The following is a 1,617-nucleotide window of genomic DNA, read 5'->3' on the forward strand; positions in this document are numbered from 1 at the left end:
CCAGGGCAGGAACTGGAACGAGCCTTCCTCAGTGCCGATGGCGGCGAAGGTGATGCCGTTCTCACCGCTGGCATCGACCTGCTCCAGCGCCTCGGTCAGGGACTCCCAGTCCGTGATCGAGGCCGGATCGACGCCTGCGGCGTCGAGGATGTCCCGGTTGTAGTAGATCGCGAGCGTGTTGGCGCCGATCGGGATCCCGTAGGCGTCGCCGTCGACGACGCCGGCCGCGAGCAGGTTCTCGTCGAACTCCGACGTGTCCAGGCCGAACTCGTCCATCGTGGTCAGCATCCCGGTGTCGGCGAGGGTGGAGACAGCCGGATTGTCGAGGAGGATAACGTCCGGGGCAGTTCCCTCCTGCGCGGCGAGCAGGGCCTGGTTAGTCAGCGCAGTCGTATCGTACGGCGTGCGTTCGATGGTGACGCCCGCCTCGTCGCCGCACGCGTCGACGCGCTGTGCCCAGTCGGAGGAGTCGTCGTGCTGCGGATACGGGTCCCACCAGGTGTAGGGGCCGTCGCTGGTGGTTCCGGTGTCGCCGTCGTCGGACGACGAGCAGGCGGACGCGGCGAGCACCGTTATCGCGGCGACTCCGGCCATGGCCAGAGTGCGTGTGGATCTCGATCGACGTATCACTGTATTCCTCCTTGAATCGGTGAGTGAGCTGGGAAGTGTGCCGGCCGGCGGAGTGCGTCTAGCCGGTGCCGACGGATTTCGGTGCGCCCGTGCTTCCGCGGTCGACCAGCTCCGGCGAGACGAACCGGACGACGTACGGCGCTTCGCGTCCTTCAACTGACTCGATACGGCGCACCAGCTGGCGCACCGCCATGCGCCCGAGCCGGTCGGGGGCGCTCTCGATCGACGAAAACGGTAGCGAGAACAGACGTGCGAACTCGTCGGAGTAGCGGCCGATCACAGAGAGATCGGTGGGAGTGACGAGTCCGCGGGTGTGCAGCACGGAGGGGAGCGCCGCGGCGGCCGCCTCGTTGTTGAGCAGGAGGCCGGTCGCGTCCGGGTGAGCGTCGAACAGCGCGTTGAGGGTCTGGCCGACCTCGGGCTGCCTGGACTCACCGTAGACAGCGTGCAGCCGGACCCCGTGGATGCGTGCCTGCTGAAGGGCGGCGTCTTGCAGACGCCAGACGTAGGCACCGCCGCGCTTCACGACATGCTCGGGCTGGGATACCAAGATCAGCTCCCGGTGACCCAGCCTGTACATGTGGTTGACCATGATCCGCCCGGCTTCCTCGAAGTCCAGGTCGAACACGTCCAGTCCGGAGCAGTCACCGGGCAGGCCCACCAGGGCACCCGGCTGCGACGCACTGCGGAGTACGGGGAGCCGCGGGTCGTGCTCGGCGACGTTGAGCAACACGACACCGTCGACCATCCGGGAGTCGGTGATCCGGCCCAGAGCCCGTGTGCCGTCGGCCTCGGTGGCGAGCAGGATGTCGTAGCCGAGCTCGCGCGCCGTGTCCGACACTCCGAGCATGTACTGCAGCATCGCCGGTGCGAACTCGTCCTCGAGGAACTGAGCGAGCAGCCCGATCACCTTCGTCTCCGACGTGGCGAGCGCACGTGCGCCGGCGTTCGCCGTGTACCCCAGTTCGCGGACTGCGTCGTTGACCC

Annotated in this window: 2 protein-coding genes; both read right to left on the bottom strand. The window is 67.7% G+C overall.

The window, feature by feature from the left end; genetic code table 11:
- The coding region (locus ELR45_RS38740; protein WP_205857046.1) for an ABC transporter substrate-binding protein at nt 1-594 on the bottom strand (594 nt) is incomplete at its 3' end.
- A gap of 94 nt (nt 595-688) precedes the next feature.
- A partial coding sequence (locus ELR45_RS22265) for a LacI family DNA-binding transcriptional regulator (RefSeq protein WP_165368008.1) occupies nt 689-1,617 on the bottom strand: 929 nt, incomplete at its 5' end.

The organism is Phytoactinopolyspora endophytica (assembly GCF_004138495.1).
Classification (GTDB): domain Bacteria; phylum Actinomycetota; class Actinomycetes; order Jiangellales; family Jiangellaceae; genus Phytoactinopolyspora; species Phytoactinopolyspora endophytica.